The following is a 16,153-nucleotide window of genomic DNA, read 5'->3' on the forward strand; positions in this document are numbered from 1 at the left end:
TCGATCCGGGACCACTGATCATCACTCAAAACAGAAGTTCGCGACACCCCTCAAGCATTCCAGCCAGCACGCCACCGGTTTAGGAGACACGCCCTAGCCGGCACCCACGGTTGCCGGCAGACCGGTTAACGACGGCGGCGGGCCACCTTCAAGGTGACCCGCCGCCGTCGAACGTCATACGTGCCCGTCAGTTCAGAGCCGTTAGTCGTTGATCAAGTCGTTGACCACGATGGTCTGGTCGCGGTCCGGGCCGACGCCGATGGCCGAGAATCGCGTGCCGGACAGCTTCTCGAGTGCCAGCACGTAGTTCTTGGCGTTCTCCGGGAGGTCCTCCAGGGTGCGCGCACCGGTGATGTCCTCGGTCCAGCCCTCGAAGTACTCGAAGATGGGCTTGGCGTGGTGGAACTCGGTCTGGGTCATGGGCATTTCGTCGTGCCGCACGCCGTCCACGTCGTAGGCCACGCAGACCGGGATCTGTTCGATGCCGGTCAGCACATCCAGCTTGGTGACGAAGTAGTCGGTGAAGCCGTTCACGCGCGAGGCGTGGCGGGCCAGCACGGCGTCGTACCAGCCGCAGCGGCGGGGGCGGCCGGTGTTGACGCCGAACTCGCCGCCGGTCTTCTGCAGGTACATGCCCATCTCGTCGAACAGTTCCGTGGGGAACGGCCCGGCGCCCACACGCGTGGTGTACGCCTTGATGATGCCGATGGAGCGCGAGATCCGGGTGGGGCCGATGCCCGAGCCCACCGACGCGCCGCCGGCGGTCGGGTTTGAGGAGGTCACGAACGGGTAGGTGCCGTGGTCCACGTCCAGGAACGTGGCCTGGCCGCCCTCCATGAGCACAACCTTGCCCTCGTCCAGTGCCTTGTTCAGGACGAAGGTGCTGTCGATGACCAGCGGGCGCAGGCGTTCGGCGAAGGAGAGGAAGTAGCTGACGATCTCCTCGACCTCGATGTCGCGGCGGTTGTAGACCTTGACCAGGAGTTCGTTCTTCTGGCGGAGCGACCCTTCCACCTTCTGGCGCAGGATGGACTCGTCAAAAACGTCCTGGACGCGGATGCCCAGGCGGGCCACCTTGTCCATGTACGCCGGGCCGATGCCGCGGCCGGTGGTGCCGATGGCCCGGCTGCCCAGGAACCGCTCGGTGACCTTGTCCAGCACCTGGTGGTACGGGGCCACGAGGTGGGCGTTGGCGGAGACGCGGAGCTTGGAGGTGTCCGCGCCGCGGGCCTCCAGGCCGTCAATTTCCTGGAACAGGGCTTCGAGGTTCACCACGCAGCCGTTACCGATGATCGGAACCGCGTTCGGGCTCAGGATGCCGGCAGGAAGGAGCTTGAGCTCATACTTCTCACCGCCTACGACGACGGTGTGCCCGGCGTTGTTGCCGCCGTTCGGCTTGACCACGTAGTCGACGCGGCCGCCAAGCAGGTCAGTGGCTTTACCTTTGCCTTCGTCGCCCCACTGGGCTCCGACGATCACGATTGCTGGCATGGGATCCTCCCCCATTCGTTCGGGCCGCACCGCAGCCGGTTCACCGAGGTGACCGCCAGGGGACAGCGCCGTTCATGAGAATGCCCCGAATTCCACTGCCGCGCCTTTCCGGCCTGCTGACCGTCACGCGCAACGCAAGAGTTCCGGGGCTCTTACCACCCAAGTTTAGCCGATATGAGTGACAAGCACCGCTTTCGCCTGTTGGCGGAGCGGCTTCCCGCCGGGGCCGGGATTTGAGCCTGCATCGGGGGCGGCAAAGTGCCCGAGCGCTGCCGCCGCCCGGCATTTCGCTGGGCTTGATAGACTGGTAAGGATCGATCAGGAATCGGTCCACTCACCACATTTTCAAACCACACCGTATATGGCGTGCCCGGTACTTGGCATGCCTTAATCCGGTCTGGCAGCGTCACCGATCCCGCAGGAGACACAGCAATACATGACAGCCCTGGCTACTGAATCTTTCCGCGAGCAGCTTCTGAGCCGCCGTTACGAACCCAACGTCGCAGTTGTCAACGAGCTGTGCGACACCTTCCAGAGCCTCAAGCCGGACACCGTGGTCCCGTACGTGGACCCGATGCACGACGTCGACGAGTGCCGCATCATCAGCCTGTACTCCAACATCGGCACCGCCGATGAATCCGGTTTCATCACCGCCGGCGACAGCGAAGCCGCCACCCGCATGCTCGGCGTGCAGTGGAAGCTGGGCCTTCGCCCCGAATTCGTCATGCCCTGGAACGTGCACCCGTGGCACATCCCCGGCGAGCCCAACGGCAAGTTCACGCCTGACCAGATTTCGGCCGGCCTCAAGCCGCTGCTGAAGTTCCTCGCGCTGGTGCCCCGCGCCTCCGTCATCGTGGCGCACGGCACCGAGGCCAACCGCCTGGCCCAGCTGCTCCTGAAGACCGAAGTGCCGCTGCTCTGGCGCCGCGGCCTGAAGACCTACAAGGTCCGTTCACTCAGCGGCCGCGCCTTTGCCGGCACCGAGGCCCGCCAGCAGCAGTACCTCGACGAAATGCACGTTGCGTACGCTGACGCCATGGCCCGCACCGGCCTCACCAAGGCGAACTAGCACCCCTGGACCAACAACGACGGCGGCTCCCCACCCGGAAAGGTGGGAGCCGCCGTCGTCTGTTCAGTTGAGGTTTTCGCCGATGGCTGCCTTGGCAGTGGGATCGGAGTCATTGAGGAACTTCTCAATGCGCTCCGGTTCCTCCGCCTCGCCGATGGCGGACGCTGCACGGCCCAAGGAGTACAGGGCGCGCAGGAAGCCGCGGTTGGGCTCGTGCTCCCACGGGATGGGTCCCACTCCGCGCCAGCCGTTGCGCCGCAGCGAATCCAGGCCCCGGTGGTAGCCCACGCGGGCGTAGGCGTAGGAGTCGACAACCCGGCCCTCGTTCCAGGCTTCCTCGGCCAGGATGGCCCAGAGGAGCGAGGACGTGGGGTGCTTCGCCACAAGATCCAGTGCCTCCTGGCCGAGGGCCAGGTGCTGGTAGATCTCAGACTCCGCGGGCAGGAGCGTGGGCTCCGGGCCCATCAGGTTCCTGCGGAATTCGTCGGACATGATTAGAACGTCTTTCCGGCCGAGCCGAGCTGCTTGGTGGCTTCCACCACGCGGGCGGCGAGTCCGGCTTCAGCGGAGGCACCCCAGACGCGCGGGTCGTAGGTCTTCTTGTTGCCGACCTCGCCGTCAACCTTCAGCACGCCGTCGTAGTTCTTGAACATGTGGTCCGCCACGGGGCGCGTGTAGGCGTACTGGGTGTCGGTGTCGATGTTCATCTTGATGGTGCCGTAGGAAACGGCGTCCGCGATTTCCTGGTCCGAGGAACCGGAACCGCCGTGGAACACCAGGTCGAACGGGCTGTCCTTGCCGATCTTCGCGCCGACCTGGGCCTGGATGTCCTTGAGGATTTCCGGACGCAGCTTCACGCCGCCCGGCTTGTACACGCCGTGCACGTTGCCGAAGGTCAGGGCCGTGATGTAGCGGCCGTTCTCGCCGGCACCGAGGGCTTCGATGGTGGCCAGGGCGTCTTCCACCGTGGTGTAGAGCTTTTCGTTGATCTCGTTCTCGACGCCGTCTTCCTCGCCGCCGACCGTGCCGATCTCGACCTCGAGGATCATCTTGGCAGCAGCGGTGCGCTCGAGCAGTTCACGGGCGATGCGGAGGTTTTCCTGCAACGTCTCGGCGGAGCCGTCCCACATGTGCGAGTTGAAGATCGGGTTGCGTCCGGCCTTGACCTCGGCCTCGGAGGCTGCCAGCAGCGGCAGGACAAAGCCGTCCAGCTTGTCCTTGGGGCAGTGGTCGGTGTGCAGCGCGATGTTCACGCCGTAGTTCTTGGCGACTTCGCGGGCGAACGCGGCGAAGCCCAGGGAGCCGGCAACCATGTCCTTGGTGGAGGCGCCGGACCAGTAGGCTGCACCGCCGGTGGAAACCTGGACGATGCCGTCGGACTCAGCCTCGGCGAAGCCGCGCAGGGCCGCGTTCAGCGTCTGCGAGGACGTGACGTTCACGGCCGGAAATGCGAAGCCGCCCGCCTTGGCGCGGTCGATCATCTCGGAGTAGATCTCTGGGGTTGCAATGGGCATGCTGACTCCTAAAGTGAATTTCGTCTACGGGTTGTGTTGACCCTGGAGTGAACCTCGTCGGCTAGCACCCATCCTAGCCATTTCTGCGAAGCGGCAGTGTTTCGGGTCACTGGCCGGGTAACACTTTGCACTGGCCCGCTGCACCGAGGTGGCACTTCGAAGGGACTAGACGGACTGGCTGAACACGTGCCTGCGGATCCAGGCGTGCATGGCGATGGCGGCCGCGGACGCCGCGTTGATGGACCGGGTGGAGCCGAACTGCTCGATCGACAGGGTGTCCAGGGCCGCCTCGTGGACCTCCGGTGTCAGGCCCGGACCTTCCTGGCCGAACACCAGGACGCAGTTCTTCGGGAGGTCGTAGGTTTCCAGCGGCACGGAATCGGGGAAGATGTCGATCCCGATAATCGCCAGCCCCTCCCCCTGCGCCCACGCCACGAAGTCCTCCACGGTGGGGTGGTGGCGGACGTGCTGGTAGCGGTCGGTGACCATGGCCCCGCGACGGTTCCACCGGCGTCGTCCGATGATGTGCACTTCCTTGGCGAGGAACGCGTTGGCGGTGCGCACCACGGTGCCGATGTTGAGGTCGTGCTGCCAGTTTTCGATCGCGATGTGGAAGTCGTGGCGCTTCGAATCCAGGTCCGCCACAATCGCCTCGTGCTTCCAGTAGCGGTACTTGTCCACCACGTTGCGGCGGTCGCCGTCGGCCAGGAGGTCCGGGTCCCAGTGTTCCCCTTCGGGAAGCTCGCCTTCCCAGGGCCCGACGCCGACCTCCGCCTTGGGCTCCGGTTCCTCGCCGGAGGGGGAACCAGGCGGGGAGGCGGGCGCTGCTGGGGTCTGGGGGTCAGTCACGCTTCAACTTTAGCCGCGGCGTAGCCGTCCAGCTTCCAGCGGCCGGCCCGGTCCGGTCCGTCATTCTTCGGTTCCGGATGTTCCGGCGCGCCAAAAATGACAGACTGGGAGCCGGAACCGGCCCATCACCGTTGGAGGATCAGCATGGCAAAGTCAGACGAAGTACGTTCATCGGCAGCGCTCTACCGGAGCGGCCAGGAGATCGAATGCTGGCTGACGGACATGGACGGCGTGCTGGTCCACGAAAACCAGCCCATCCCCGGCGCCGCGGAACTGATCCAGCGCTGGGTGGACACGTCCAAGCGCTTCCTGGTGCTCACCAACAACTCCATCTTCACGCCCCGCGACCTGGCCGCACGGCTGAAGTCCTCCGGCCTGGAGATCCCGGAGGAGAACATCTGGACCTCGGCACTGGCCACCGCCCAGTTCCTGAAGGACCAGGTGCGCGGCTCGGATTCCGGGAACCGCGCATACACCATCGGCGAAGCAGGACTCACGACGGCGCTGCACGAGGCCGGCTTCATCCTCACCGACCAGAACCCCGACTTCGTGGTGCTCGGCGAAACCCGCACCTACTCCTTCGAGGCCATCACCATGGCCATCCGGCTGATCCTTGCCGGCGCCCGCTTCATCGCCACCAACCCGGATGCCACCGGCCCGTCCAAGGACGGCCCCATGCCCGCCACCGGCGCCATCGCAGCACTGATCACCAAGGCCACCGGCCGCGAACCCTACATTGTGGGCAAGCCGAACCCCATGATGTTCCGCTCGGCCATGAACCAGATCGACGCCCACTCCGAGACCACCGCCATGATCGGCGACCGGATGGACACGGACATCATCGCCGGGATGGAGGCCGGGCTGCACACCGTGCTGGTCCTCAGCGGAATCACGCACAAGGACGACATTGCCGCCTACCCGTTCCGGCCCAACCAGATCCTGAACTCGGTGGCTGACCTCAAGAGCCAGATCTAGTCAGGCTCCGGGCGCAGGCTTCGGGGGCAGGTCAGAAGGCGGTCATCTTGGGGCCGCCGGTAGGCAGCGGGAAGATCTCATCCTGCAGCTCCTCCAGGATGGGCCGGTAGACAAACGGGTTCCACTGGGGGCTGGCATGCGCCGGAAGGGCGTCGTCGGTTCGGCGGTCATTGGACACCATGTTGGCCGCAAACGTCCGCGACCACGATTCGCGGGCTGTCTGGTAATTCACGGTGCCGTCCCGGGGATTGCCGATGAAGGCCATCCGCGTCCCGCCCAGCTTGTCCGCGAACCGGGTGGCATCAAAGTGGTAGATGTAGGCGGATTCGGACTGGATCAGCACACTGGACGGCGCGATCGGTGAAAGCTGCTCCAGGCTCTGGTCCACCACCTGGCGCCAGGACCGTTCATCTTTGTGCACGATGCGTTCGCCCAGCTCGTACCCGCCGCGCAGCACCGTGGGAACCCGGAATCCGCCCTCGTAGAGCACCACCACGCCTTCGAACCAGCTCTGGTCCAGGACGTCGTACTTGCTGTACGGGCTGGAGTCCAGCAGGATGAATTCCACCTCCACGCCGTGCAGTTCCCGAAGCCGGGCAGCAACCTGGGTTGCCACCATGCCGCCGAAACTGTGGCCGTAGAAATACAGGCTGGTCAGCTGCTTCGCCCGGACATGCTCAATCACCGCAATCACGATCTGGTCAATGTCCAGCCCCTGGTTGGAATAGCCGACGGCGGCCAGCTGGCCGCGCTGGCGCAGTGCACCGCGCAGGGAATTGAGGATCCACTGCGCTTCCTCCCAGCTGGTCTTGTAGCCGGGAAACAGGATCCAGCTGGCGTTCGGGTAGTAGCTCTCCGCGAAATCATCGCCCACCGTCAGGATCCTGTTGGTGCGGCGCTCGGCCTGGACGTACCGGGTGAAAAACATGTCGGTGGCCAGCAGCGCTGCCGCACCCGCCCCCGCCAGGAAGTTGCGCCGGGAAAACCGCCTGAGTTCTGCTGCATGCTTGAGGAGGCGGCCCTCGGCTGATCCGGGGCCGCCCTCAGGCTGTGGTGGCTCCTGGACTTGCGGCACACCTCTACCGTAGCCACAGCGGAAGCCGGATATGAAACGAGCGAAACCGGCTAGTTCGCGGGCTCGGCCGGAAGGGCCCGCAGGGCCTCCGTTGCGGCGTTCCGGCCGGCTTCTGCATTCTCCCGCCGCGAAATTTCCACCCCGATCGCGTCATACTGCGCCAGCAGCTCTGTTCCGGCAATGGCAGCGGGATCGTCCAGCAACCCGAAGACCGAGTCGCTGGCAGCCAGGAGTTCGTCGTCGGAGTACTGGGCCAGCGGTCCGCAACCGGAGGGGTCGATGGAGGCGGCGAATTCACCGGTGATTTCAACAGTCTTCACACCGGGTCCGGCATCAGGGCCCATGCTGTCCAGCCTGGGCATGAATTCGAGTGAAACGCCGGAACCCGCCGCAGGACCGCCGTCGGAGGTGCCGCCGTCGACCGCGTTGAGGTCGTTGCGGAGCCCCACCAAAGCGGGCGATTCCACGAACGCGGCCTGGGAGAGATCCACCCGGATGTGGGCAGTGACACCCATCCGGCGGATACGGCGGATGACGTGCACCAAGGCGGGTCGGGATTCCTGGTTGAGGCTGCCCCGGACATCGATCCGAACAACGTCGGCGGCGACGTCCAGCTTAACGAGGGCGTGAAGTTTGCGGTCCATAGGTACTCCAAAAAAGGGTGTCTATGGCCGACGGCTCAACCTCGGACAGCGTAGCTTCCGCGCGCCGGCAACACAAGCCCCGCAGTGCGGCCCGGGTCAGGCTGTCCCGGGCCTGCCTCCGGTCAGCCCACCCGGGACTTGCCCTGCCTGGGCTCCTCGAAGTGGGTCCGGGTGCCCGCCCCGCCGACGGAATCCACCAGGGACTTGGCGATGTCCCGCAGCTTGACGTTGCTGTTGCTGGACGCGTCCGTCAGGATCTGCACGGCCGCTTCCTGGCTGCAGCGGTTCTGCGCCATCACGATGCCCACGGCGATGTCGATGGTGGTGCGGGACTCCAGCGTTGCCCGGAGGTTGGTGGCGCTGTCCGTGTGCAGCGAAAACCTGACGGCCAGGCGCAGCGCCTGCGACACTTCGCGTGTGTACCCCCGGGCGCGCGCCGCCGCCTTCTCATCGAACTTGTGCGGGACATCCGAGTAGAGGTTCAGGGCGGCCTTCGCATCGCCCTGGAGGTGGAACGGGAGGGACAACACTGAACGCAGTCCGTGCGAGGCAACGGCGTCGGCGTAGTCCGGGCCCCAGCGGTCCTCTTCGAAAAGGTCCGGGACGTGGACCTCCCGCTCCTCCTCGGCAGCCGTCAGGCAGGGCCCCTGCGAGAGCGAATACTGGATCTCGTCCACCTCACGCGCCGAATCGCTGCTCCAGCCGATGGTGGCCGCCTTGCGATCCCGGAGCAGCGTGATGCCGCAGAGGGCGTCGTCACCGTCGCCCGCCATCTGGTGCGCGGAAAAGCGCGCCAGTTCGTTGAGGAATTCCTCGAAGTCGGCACTCTCCAGGATGAGGTTCTGGATCTGTTCGACGGTGTTGGGAACTGGGTTCGGTGCTGGGTTGGACGGGAGCATGGCGCGGTCTCTCCAGGTGCGTGACTTGAATTTGAGCTACGCAAATTGTAGGGTCCCGCCTCTTGGCCGTTCAAGCGGGGTTAGCTCCCGGCTGAATCATGCGGCTGAATCGCGCTGCTGCAGAGTGCGCCGCCGCCGGCCCGCACGCTAGCTCAGGCCGAGCTCATCCTTGCCGAACGCGAACAGGTAGGGAACGCCGGTCTCCGCTTCGATTTTTTCCTTGGCGCCGGTGTCGCGGTCCACAATCACGGCGACGGCCACAACGTTGCCGCCAGCCTTGCGGACACCCTCGACGGCGGTCAGTGCGGATCCGCCGGTGGTGGACGTGTCCTCGAGCACCAGGACCTTGCGGCCTTCGACGGAGGGTCCTTCCACCTGGCGGCCCATGCCGTAGGACTTCTGGGCCTTGCGGACAACAAACGCGTCCACGGTGCGGTCCGCGTCCACGGCGGCATGCATCACAGCGGTGCCCACCGGATCGGCGCCCATGGTGAGGCCGCCGGCGCACTCAAAGTCGATGCCGGCGTCGTCGATCAGCGAGAGCATGACCTGGCCCACGAGCTTGGACGCCTCGTGGTGCAAAGTGATGCGTCGGAGGTCGATGTAGTAGTCGGCCTCGGCCCCGCTGGACAGGATCACCTTGCCGCGGACAACGGCGAGTTCCTTGATGAGTTCAAGCAGGCGGGCACGGGCGGCAGCAGCGTCAGCTGCACGGGGGCTGGTGGCAGTCATGGGGTCCAGTTTAGTGGCTCCGCGGTTTGTGACGGCGCGTCCTGCCCCGGCAGGAGAACAGGCCGGAGAGCGGGCCGGGGGCGTCCCACGGGACTTTCTACTCTATCCAGTTCTCCCGGCGAGGAGTCCGATTGAACTATGACGGCCGGAACCGCTCCATCGACCCGCTGGCCCGCAATCCCGAAGGACGTCCTTGGCCTGGCCGTCCGCCCCAACATGGTGGACTACGACGCCAGCCGCGCCACTTTCTCCTGGGATGAGGCGCGCCATGAGCTGGCAGGGCTGCCGGACGGCGGCGTCAACATAGCCTTCGAGGCCGTGGACCGCCATGCCGCCGGCGAACGGGCCGGCCACGAGGCCCTGCGCTTCATCCGCGCCGACGGCACCGCGCGCTCCCTCAGTTACGCGGAACTTGCCGAACGGACCGCACGGTTTGCCGGCGTCCTGCACGGGCTGGGAATCGGCCGCGGGGAACGGGTCTTTTCGCTCATGGGCCGCAGCCCGGAGCTGTACGTCGCGGTACTGGGGACGCTCAAAAACGCCAGCGTTTTCTGCCCCCTGTTCTCCGCCTTCGGCCCGGAACCCGTCCGCCAGCGCCTTCAACTGGGGGCCGGCCGCGCCCTGGTCACCACCCGGGCGCTGTACCGGCGGAAGGTTCTGCAGATCCGGGACCTGCTGCCGGAATTGGAGCACGTCCTCTTGATCGATGCCGAGGGCCGGCCGGACCCGGGCACCCTGGACCTGGCCGAACTCATGCGGGACGCGCAGCCGCTGGAGACGGCGTCCACCCGCGCCGAAGAAATGGCCCTGCTGCACTTCACCAGCGGCACCACCGGCACCCCCAAAGGGGCGATCCACGTGCACGACGCCGTCACCGCCCACCGCGCCACCGGCTTCTTTGCACTGGACCTGCACCCGGACGACATCTACTGGTGCACGGCGGACCCCGGCTGGGTCACCGGCACCTCCTACGGTGTGATCGCTCCCCTCACCCACGGCGTGACCACCATCGTGGACGAAGAGGAGATGGACGCGGACCGGTGGTACCGGATCCTCGCAGAGCAGCACGTCACGGTCTGGTACACCGCCCCCACCGCCCTGCGCATGCTGATGAAGGCCGGTGCCGGCCACGCCGCCGGGCATGACCTGTCCGCCCTGCGGTTTGTGGCGAGCGTCGGCGAACCGCTCAACCCCGAAGTGGTGGTGTGGGGACAGGAAGCCTTCGGCCAGCCCGTCCACGACAACTGGTGGCAGACCGAAACCGGCGGCATCATGATTTCGAACTACCCCGCTATGGAGATCCGGCCCGGTTCCATGGGCCGGCCCCTGCCCGGCATCGAGGCCGCGATTCTGGCCCGGGACCCGGACGGCAAACCGGCGCTCCGGGACGGCGAAGCCGTGCTGCTCACCGAACCGGATGCGGTGGGCGAACTGGCGCTCCGGCCGGGCTGGCCGTCCATGTTCCGCGGCTACCTCCATGAAGACGAACGGTACCGGCGCTGCTTCGCCGGAGGCTGGTACCTCACCGGAGACCTGGCCAGGCAGGACGCCGACGGGTACTTCTGGTTTGTCGGCAGGGGCGACGACGTCATCAAGTCCTCCGGGCACCTGATCGGACCATTCGAGGTGGAGAGTTCGCTGATGGAACACGAAGCGGTGGCCGAGGCCGGGGTGATCGGCGTGCCCGATGCCGTTGCCGGCGAAGTGGTCAAGGCCTTCGTGGAACTCCGCACCGGGTGGCAGCCCTCGGAGGCGCTCAAGCTGGACATCATCGGCTTTGCCCGCAAACGGCTCGGCCCGGCGGTGGCCCCCCGGCTGCTGGACTTCACCGACGCGCTGCCCAAGACCCGGAGCGGCAAGATCCTCCGGCGGCTCCTGAAAGCCCGCGAACTCGGCCTCCCCGAGGGTGACACGTCAACCATCGAGACCCCGGCCGGCACCTACCCCGGAGCGCCGGCGTGAGCGGCACAGCAGCGCGGGGATCCGGAAGCGCGGACTCCGACCATACACGCCACCTGCTCCATCAGATGCTGCGGGTGCGGCGGCTCGAAGAGCAGTGTGTGGAGCTCTACAGTGCCGCGAAAATCCGCGGGTTCCTGCACGTCTACATCGGCGAGGAAGCGGTCGCCGCGGGGGTGATGAGTACCCTGGCTCCGGACGACGCCGTGGTGGCAACGTACCGGGAACACGGCCATGCGCTGCTGCGCGGCGTGTCCGCGGGCGCCATCCTGGCCGAAATGTACGGCTATGTTGAAGGCTGCTGCCGGGGCCGCGGCGGCTCCATGCACCTGTTCGACGCCGCCACCCGCTTCTACGGAGGCAACGCGATCGTGGCGGGCGGACTGCCGCTGGCCGTTGGCCTGGCGCTCGCGGACAAGATGTCCGGCCGTTCCCGGGTGACCGCCTGTTTCTTCGGCGAAGGCGCCGTTGCCGAAGGGGAATTCCACGAGAGCCTGAACCTCGCCGCGCTCTGGCAGCTGCCGGTCCTGTTCTGCTGCGAGAACAACCTGTATGCCATGGGCACGGCCCTGGCCCGCTCCGAATCGCAGACCGATATTGCCCTCAAGGCGGCCAGCTACGAAATCGCCTCGTGGTCCGCGGACGGGATGGATGTGCTCGCCGTCGAAGAGGCTGCTCGCCGCGCCGTGGACGCCGTCCGGTCCGGCGGCGGACCGCACTTCCTCGAGCTCAGGACCTATCGGTTCAGGGCCCACTCCATGTTCGATCCCGAACGGTACCGGGAAAAAACGGAGGTCTCCCGCTGGATGGAACGCGATCCGATCAACACGCTGCGGAAAGCGCTGGAAGACGCCGGCCAGCTGACGGAGAAGGACTGGAAGAAAATCCAGCAGGACGTGGACGCGGAGGTGAAGGCCGCCGTCGAGTTTGCCGAAGCCGGCACGCTGGAGCCGGTGGAGGAACTGACCCGGTTCGTGTACAGCGAGCGGCGCCCGCAATGAAGACCACCTACCGCGAAGCCATGCGGGCAGCCATCCGGGACGCCCTCCAGCGCGACGAGCGGGTGTTCCTCATGGGCGAGGATGTTGGCGCGTACGGCGGATGCTTCGCCGTGAGCCTTGGCCTGTTCGAGGAGTTCGGCCCGGAGCGGATCCGGGACACGCCGTTGTCCGAATCCGGCTTTGTGGGCGCCGGCATCGGGGCCGCCCTGGGCGGGATGCGGCCCATTGTGGAGATCATGACCGTCAATTTCAGCCTGCTGGCGCTGGACCAGCTGGTCAACAACGCCGCCACCCTGCTGCACATGTCCGGCGGGCAGTTCAACGTGCCGCTGGTCATCCGGATGACCACGGGCGCCGGGCGCCAGCTGGGAGCCCAGCATTCGCACAGCCTGGAGGGGTGGTACGCCCACATCCCGGGGCTGCGGATCCTCACCCCCGCAACCCTCGAGGACGCCCGCGGGATGCTGTGGACGGCGTTGGAAGACCCGGATCCGGTGCTGATCTTCGAGCACGGAACCCTGTATAACGTGGCCGGGGACCTCGCTGACGACGCCGGCCCGGTGGATATCAGCACGGCCGCCGTCCGCCGCCCCGGCAAGGACATTTCGCTCATCACCTACGGCGGAACGCTGCCGGCAGTGCTCGACGCCGCCACGCAGTTGGCAGCCGAGGGAATCGACGCTGAGGTGCTGGATTTGCGCGTGTTGCGCCCGCTCGACGACGCCGCCGTCCTGGGGAGTGTGTCCCGGACCCACCGCGCCGTGGTGGTGGACGAGGGCTGGCGGAGCGGCAGCATCTCCGCAGAGCTGTCCGCCCGGATCACCGAGAACGCTTTCTTCGACCTGGACGCACCGGTGGGCCGCGTCTGCAGCGCCGAAGTGCCGTTGCCCTACGCCAAACACCTGGAGCTGGCTGCACTGCCCACGGCGGAACGCATCGCCGCCGCGGCCCGCGAGGCGGTCGGCGCGCGTGGGTGATTTCAGGATGCCGTCCCTGGGCGCGGACATGGAGCACGGCAAGATGGTGGAGTGGCTGATCAAGCCCGGCGACTACGTGCACCGCGGAGATGTGGTGGCCGTGGTGGACACGGACAAGACCGTCATGGACGTGGAGACCTTCGAAGAGGGCGTGGTGGCCGAGCTCCTGGTGGATGTTGGCACCACTGTTCCCATCGGCACCCCCTTGGCCCGGATCACCCAGACCCCGGACGACGGCGCCGGCCAGGCAGGGGGGCAGCCGGCGGTCCCGCCGGCACAGGCAGGTCCGGAAGCAGCCGCGGCGCAGGTTCCTCCCCCGGTCCGGCACCTGGCCCACCAGCTTGGTGTGGACCTGTCCGGAATCCGCGGCACAGGCAAGCACGGCGCGGTCACCCGCGCCGACGTGGAACGCGCGGCGGCCGTGCAGCCGGCTCGGCCGGTTCCTGAAGCCGGGCCGGTGCCAAAAGCCGCGCCGGTTCCTGAAGCTGCCCCGGTTCCTGAAGCTGCCCCGGCTCCGGCTGCTGGCCCGGCACCCCGCGGGACCCGGGTGCGGTCCTCGCCCCGGGCACGGCGGCTGGCGGACCAGCTCGGCGTCGACATCGGCACGGTGCCGGGGACGGGCCCGGACGGCGCCGTCACCGAGGCTGACATCCAGCGTGCCGTGCAGGGAGCCGGGGCGCCCGCTTCCGCGGAAGGTGCCGCCTCGGCGGAAGCGGCGGAAACGACGGCAGCGGAAGCGACGGCAGCAGAGGCGCAGCCCGCGGAGGAGGCACCGCCGTCGGACGCGCAGGACCGCTTGTCCAGCCTCCGCAGGTCCATCGGCTCGCTCATGACCCGTTCCAAGCAGTCCATCCCGCACTACTACGTCAGCACCACGCTGGACCTCCGCGCCGCCATCGGGTGGATGCAACAGGTCAACGAACAGCGTCCGGTGGCCTCGCGGCTGGTTCCGTCCGCCCTGCTGTTGAAGGCGACAGCCGTGGCCGCGCGCGAGATCCCGGAAGTCAACGGCTTTTTCACAGACGGGGTGTTCCGGCCGAGCAGCACCGTGCACCTCGGCGTGGCCGTGGCCCTGCGGCACGGAGGCCTGGTGGCGCCTGCCATCCACGATGCCGACACCCTGTCCGTGGACGTACTGATGCAGAAGCTCCGGGACCTGGTGGGCAGGGCCCGGGCGGGGCGCCTGCAGCGCGCGGAAATGGCCGATCCCACCATCACGGTCACGAATCTGGGCGACCTGGGAGTGGAGTCTGTGTACGGCGTCATCTACCCGCCGCAGGTGGCCATGGTGGGCCTGGGCAAGGTGGTGGAGCAGCCCTGGGCGCAGGACGGCATGCTGGGCGTGCGGCCCGCCGTCACCGCCACACTGTCCGCCGACCACCGGGTGAGCGACGGACTCCGGGGTGCCCGCTTCCTGGCCCGGATCGACGAACTGCTGCAAAAACCGGAGGAGCTATGAATGAGCAGGAGGCGCGGAAGGCCGTGCGCGCGGCCATCAACCAGGTAGCCCCGGACGTGGAGCTGGACGGCCTCGACGAAGGGTCCCGGCTGCGGCAGGACCTTGAGCTGGATTCGCTGGATTTCCTGAGGCTGGTGGAAACCATCGATGAGGCCACAGGCGTGGACATCCCTGAACGCGACTACGCCTCCGTGGCCACGGTGAAGGGCCTGATCGACTACGTCGCCTTACGCGGCTGAGCGCTGGGCCCGGCGGGCAAAGCCGGGCGCGTGCTCCGGCCTTGGCCCGAAGGCGATGAGCCGCGGCATGAGCCTTGTCAGCGCCGGAACGCGCCTGGCAAGGAACAACACCACTGACGGAACCCCGGCCCTCCTCCCGGCGAACAGGGGGACGAAAACCGCCCGGTGCATGATGCGCTGGACGGTCTGGAGCAGAACGGTGGGCATCCGGCGCCGCCGTTCCACCGCGGCGAGATCATGCACTGTCACCCGCCCCTGCAGCAAGCCCGGGGCCAGCCGCGCGGCCGCGGCCACCGCGTCCTGGATGGCCAGGTTGATGCCCACCCCGCCTGCCGGGGACATGGCATGGGCGGCGTCGCCAATGCACAACAGCCCGTCCACGTACCAGCGCCGCAGCCGGTCCAGCCGCACATCCAGGAAGTGAAGGTCATCCAATGAACGGATGGCATCCACACGGTCTGCCAGGTCCGGCCGCAGCGCGGCGACGCGTTCCCTGAACCGTTCAACTCCCTCGGCACGGATCCGGGCATCCGTTCCCTTGGGGCCGAGGTACCCCATCTGGTAGTAGTCGTCGCGGAAGAGCGCAATCATGGCTTCGCGGCCCCGGAAGGCCGGGACGATGCCCGCCACGGCGCCTTTTTCCGACGCGTGGCGTGGGAGCTTGAACCACCAGGTGTCGAAGGGAACGGGGTATTCCTTCGGCTGCAGGCCGGCGGAGCGGCGCAGCACCGAATGACGCCCGTCCGTGGCCACCACGAGGTCCGCGTGGATCGCCCCCTCGGTACTTGCCTCTTCGCTGCCCCCACGGGTCCGGTAGCGGACGCCGGTGACGCGGCCGTCGTCGAACATCAACGATGTGGCTTCATGCCTCATCAGCAGTCTGAACGTGGGTTCGCGCGCGGCCTCGGTGGCCAGGAAGTTCAGGAAGTCCCATTGCGGCATCATGGCGATGTAGTTGTACGGCGGCTTCAAGGAGGCGAAATCGCCGAGCGTCAGCATCCCGCCGTTGGGGAGGGGAAAGGCGGCGGCGTTCAACCTGCTCTGCGGGAGCTTCCGGAATTCGTCGCCGAGTCCCAGTTCGTCGATCAGCCTGATGGTGGAGGCGTGCACGGTGTCGCCGCGGAAATCCCGCAGGAAGTCGCCGTGTTTTTCGAGCACCGTGACTTCCACACCGGCCCGGGCCAGCAATAGGCCCAGCATCATCCCCGCCGGCCCTCCGCCGGCAACAACGCACCCCGTTTGCTCCATGCACCCACGCTACGCCGGACAC

Annotated in this window: 16 protein-coding genes; 7 read left to right on the forward strand and 9 right to left on the reverse strand. The window is 67.0% G+C overall.

Features of this window, described 5'->3' with window-relative positions:
• Window positions 1–201 precede the first annotated feature (201 nt).
• Window positions 202–1,491 (reverse strand): adenylosuccinate synthase, encoded by a 1,290-nt coding sequence (locus PV761_RS07895; protein WP_028272254.1) that lies wholly within the window; start codon window positions 1,489–1,491, stop codon window positions 202–204.
• A 436-nt stretch (window positions 1,492–1,927) separates the two neighbouring features.
• Here PV761_RS07895 and PV761_RS07900 point away from each other — a divergent pair, with 436 nt between their 5' ends.
• The gene (locus tag PV761_RS07900; protein ID WP_028272255.1) at window positions 1,928–2,560 is read left to right on the forward strand and encodes a uracil-DNA glycosylase; all 633 of its coding nucleotides are present in this window, start codon (window positions 1,928–1,930) and stop codon (window positions 2,558–2,560) included.
• A 63-nt stretch (window positions 2,561–2,623) separates the two neighbouring features.
• Here PV761_RS07900 and PV761_RS07905 read toward each other — a convergent pair whose 3' ends face one another.
• The 3 genes from PV761_RS07905 to PV761_RS07915 all read right to left on the reverse strand — a co-directional run bounded on the left by PV761_RS07905 (window position 2,624) and on the right by PV761_RS07915 (window position 4,923).
• Window positions 2,624–3,052, reverse strand: a complete 429-nt coding sequence (locus PV761_RS07905) for a DUF3151 domain-containing protein (protein ID WP_028272256.1) — start codon at window positions 3,050–3,052, stop codon at window positions 2,624–2,626.
• 2 nt (window positions 3,053–3,054) lie between these two features.
• A complete protein-coding gene (gene fbaA / locus PV761_RS07910; RefSeq protein ID WP_028272257.1) occupies window positions 3,055–4,074 on the reverse strand; it encodes a class II fructose-bisphosphate aldolase in 1,020 nt (339 codons plus the stop codon).
• Between the two features lie 165 nt (window positions 4,075–4,239).
• Entirely contained in the window at window positions 4,240–4,923 is a 684-nt protein-coding gene (locus PV761_RS07915) for a TrmH family RNA methyltransferase (RefSeq protein ID WP_028272258.1), read from the reverse strand.
• A gap of 144 nt (window positions 4,924–5,067) precedes the next feature.
• On the opposite strand from PV761_RS07915, the gene PV761_RS07920 reads away from it, so the two are divergent.
• Window positions 5,068–5,898: an HAD-IIA family hydrolase gene (locus PV761_RS07920; RefSeq protein WP_028272259.1), complete on the forward strand. Its 831-nt coding sequence runs from the start codon at window positions 5,068–5,070 to the stop codon at window positions 5,896–5,898.
• Between the two features lie 31 nt (window positions 5,899–5,929).
• On the opposite strand, the gene PV761_RS07925 is transcribed toward PV761_RS07920, so the two are convergent.
• From PV761_RS07925 to pyrE, 4 genes are all read right to left on the reverse strand, one after another.
• Window positions 5,930–6,973: a thioesterase domain-containing protein gene (locus PV761_RS07925; RefSeq protein ID WP_347895709.1), complete on the reverse strand. Its 1,044-nt coding sequence runs from the start codon at window positions 6,971–6,973 to the stop codon at window positions 5,930–5,932.
• 50 nt (window positions 6,974–7,023) lie between these two features.
• On the reverse strand, window positions 7,024–7,617 hold the full coding sequence (locus PV761_RS07930; RefSeq protein ID WP_347895711.1) for a hypothetical protein: 594 nt from the start codon (window positions 7,615–7,617) through the stop codon (window positions 7,024–7,026).
• Window positions 7,618–7,739: 122 nt separating this feature from the next.
• A complete protein-coding gene (locus PV761_RS07935) occupies window positions 7,740–8,516 on the reverse strand; it encodes a GAF and ANTAR domain-containing protein (protein WP_028272261.1) in 777 nt (258 codons plus the stop codon).
• Between the two features lie 147 nt (window positions 8,517–8,663).
• Window positions 8,664–9,248, reverse strand: coding sequence for an orotate phosphoribosyltransferase (pyrE, locus tag PV761_RS07940; protein ID WP_347895714.1), 585 nt, complete (start codon window positions 9,246–9,248; stop codon window positions 8,664–8,666).
• Window positions 9,249–9,386: 138 nt separating this feature from the next.
• Here pyrE and acsA point away from each other — a divergent pair, with 138 nt between their 5' ends.
• The 5 genes from acsA to PV761_RS07965 are packed head-to-tail and all read left to right on the forward strand — an operon-like array spanning window position 9,387 to window position 14,883.
• Window positions 9,387–11,210: an acetate--CoA ligase gene (gene acsA, locus PV761_RS07945; protein ID WP_347895716.1), complete on the forward strand. Its 1,824-nt coding sequence runs from the start codon at window positions 9,387–9,389 to the stop codon at window positions 11,208–11,210.
• Window positions 11,207–12,208 carry a pyruvate dehydrogenase (acetyl-transferring) E1 component subunit alpha gene (gene pdhA, locus PV761_RS07950; RefSeq protein WP_347895718.1) on the forward strand — a complete coding sequence of 334 codons (1,002 nt, stop codon included), beginning with the start codon at window positions 11,207–11,209 and terminating at the stop codon, window positions 12,206–12,208. Before acsA ends, pdhA begins: the two co-directional genes overlap by 4 nt.
• Window positions 12,205–13,185: an alpha-ketoacid dehydrogenase subunit beta gene (locus tag PV761_RS07955; RefSeq protein WP_347895719.1), complete on the forward strand. Its 981-nt coding sequence runs from the start codon at window positions 12,205–12,207 to the stop codon at window positions 13,183–13,185. The genes pdhA and PV761_RS07955 overlap by 4 nt, the downstream gene beginning before the upstream one ends.
• Window positions 13,178–14,644 (forward strand): 2-oxo acid dehydrogenase subunit E2, encoded by a 1,467-nt coding sequence (locus PV761_RS07960; RefSeq protein WP_347895720.1) that lies wholly within the window; start codon window positions 13,178–13,180, stop codon window positions 14,642–14,644. The genes PV761_RS07955 and PV761_RS07960 overlap by 8 nt, the downstream gene beginning before the upstream one ends.
• Window positions 14,641–14,883: an acyl carrier protein gene (locus PV761_RS07965; protein ID WP_347895721.1), complete on the forward strand. Its 243-nt coding sequence runs from the start codon at window positions 14,641–14,643 to the stop codon at window positions 14,881–14,883. Before PV761_RS07960 ends, PV761_RS07965 begins: the two co-directional genes overlap by 4 nt.
• Here the strand turns inward: PV761_RS07965 and PV761_RS07970 are convergent.
• Entirely contained in the window at window positions 14,872–16,131 is a 1,260-nt protein-coding gene (locus PV761_RS07970; protein ID WP_347895723.1) for an FAD-dependent oxidoreductase, read from the reverse strand. The genes PV761_RS07965 and PV761_RS07970 overlap by 12 nt on opposite strands.
• Window positions 16,132–16,153 lie beyond the last annotated feature (22 nt).

The organism is Arthrobacter sp. CC3 (genome assembly GCF_039907775.1).
Lineage (GTDB): Bacteria > Actinomycetota > Actinomycetes > Actinomycetales > Micrococcaceae > Arthrobacter.

Excerpts from the sequence above, each read along its gene's own strand:
- pyrE (WP_347895714.1), bottom strand. The coding sequence starts at position 9,248 with ATGACTGCCACCAGCCCCCGTGCAGCTGACGCTGCTGCCGCCCGTGCC.
- PV761_RS07900 (WP_028272255.1), top strand. The coding sequence starts at position 1,928 with ATGACAGCCCTGGCTACTGAATCTTTCCGCGAGCAGCTTCTGAGCCGC.
- PV761_RS07970 (WP_347895723.1), bottom strand. The coding sequence starts at position 16,131 with ATGGAGCAAACGGGGTGCGTTGTTGCCGGCGGAGGGCCGGCGGGGATG.
- PV761_RS07895 (WP_028272254.1), bottom strand. The coding sequence starts at position 1,491 with ATGCCAGCAATCGTGATCGTCGGAGCCCAGTGGGGCGACGAAGGCAAA.
- PV761_RS07965 (WP_347895721.1), top strand. The coding sequence starts at position 14,641 with ATGAATGAGCAGGAGGCGCGGAAGGCCGTGCGCGCGGCCATCAACCAG.
- PV761_RS07935 (WP_028272261.1), bottom strand. The coding sequence starts at position 8,516 with ATGCTCCCGTCCAACCCAGCACCGAACCCAGTTCCCAACACCGTCGAA.
- fbaA (WP_028272257.1), bottom strand. The coding sequence starts at position 4,074 with ATGCCCATTGCAACCCCAGAGATCTACTCCGAGATGATCGACCGCGCC.
- PV761_RS07955 (WP_347895719.1), top strand. The coding sequence starts at position 12,205 with ATGAAGACCACCTACCGCGAAGCCATGCGGGCAGCCATCCGGGACGCC.
- acsA (WP_347895716.1), top strand. The coding sequence starts at position 9,387 with ATGACGGCCGGAACCGCTCCATCGACCCGCTGGCCCGCAATCCCGAAG.
- PV761_RS07920 (WP_028272259.1), top strand. The coding sequence starts at position 5,068 with ATGGCAAAGTCAGACGAAGTACGTTCATCGGCAGCGCTCTACCGGAGC.
- PV761_RS07930 (WP_347895711.1), bottom strand. The coding sequence starts at position 7,617 with ATGGACCGCAAACTTCACGCCCTCGTTAAGCTGGACGTCGCCGCCGAC.
- PV761_RS07905 (WP_028272256.1), bottom strand. The coding sequence starts at position 3,052 with ATGTCCGACGAATTCCGCAGGAACCTGATGGGCCCGGAGCCCACGCTC.